Source organism: Neisseria sp. P0021.S007 (genome assembly GCF_051956855.1).
Genome location: NZ_JBQCXA010000132.1, coordinates 1 through 1,094, shown reverse-complemented (window position 1 = coordinate 1,094; position 1,094 = coordinate 1). Strand labels below are relative to the sequence as shown.

The following is a 1,094-nucleotide window of genomic DNA, read 5'->3' as shown; positions in this document are numbered from 1 at the left end:
CTCATGCTGTTTCTGCATGTCTTGCGGATACTCGTATTGCACTGCCTGATTTAATTCAAAATCTAAGACTTCGATATTCAGGTCGTTTATGGCTTTTTGCTCTTCATGGATATAAAAAGCGCTGGCTGTGCTGCTGTCGTACTCTTCTGGCTGGAGACCTTTGGGATAGCCTTCAATGCCTTTAGTCAAATCTTTGACGATTTCTTCAGCCGACCAACCGATATCTTTTAAAAAATTGACCCATTTGCCGACTTGCTGCCTTGCGTAAAATTGTTTGTGTTCAAACGTGAGATTGACCTCTTTAACCGTTGAATCCATGCGCTTGGCTTCGCATTTGAATATCTGTTCACAGACGGGATACGCTCCGCCAAGATACGCACCGGCGTGAATCAATATGTCTAATGGTACTTCTATATCTCCGTTTCTGAACTCTGTTTCAAATCGAACCCAAGGGCTTGATTTATCGCCTAACTGCTTGCCTTTTTCATAAATCCGGGTGTATTTGGCGTTGCCGCGTTTGCCGATATAGAAGCTTTTGCCGCTGCCATCTTCGTGTCTCCAAGAAACGCCTTTACATTCGCTTTTCGGGCGGACGTTGTGGCAGTCAAAAAGGCCGTTATCGTGACCGGTTAAAGCCTGCTCGGGCGTGTACTCTCCATTGAAAAAATCATGTGCTACGTCAACCCTTGTTATTTTTGGCCGGACACACTTTTGCAGAAATTCATAAAGCCTGTTTTCCCAACCGGGTTTAGCTGCGGTGCATCCGGTGCCGTTCAACTCTACAAGTATTGTTTCTCTTTGGCCGCCGTAGTGAACTTTGCCGTACTCAACGTTTTTCGGGCCGAGCTGATAACAGGATTGATAGAAGAATTTGCCTTTGTAAGGCAGTTTGGCACTGATGCCGAAGCCTAGAATCTCTTGCAGCAGTTCGCTGTACTTTGTGAGGTACTCTGCGTCTGTTACATAGGCTTTTTGGGTTACTTTGGGTATGGATTCCTCATGTATCGTAAATGTGATCTGGTCGATGAATGCGCCGTCTTCCCTACCGCGTCTTAGCGGAATTTCTATCAAACGGCCTTTTCCGTCGGTTACGT

1 protein-coding gene is annotated in these 1,094 nt (G+C 45.9%); it reads right to left on the bottom strand.

Annotation, left to right across the window (positions count from 1 at the left end):
* On the bottom strand, nucleotides 1–1,094 hold a 1,094-nt coding region (locus ACTHUR_RS11690; protein WP_440398682.1), incomplete at both ends, for a replication initiation factor domain-containing protein.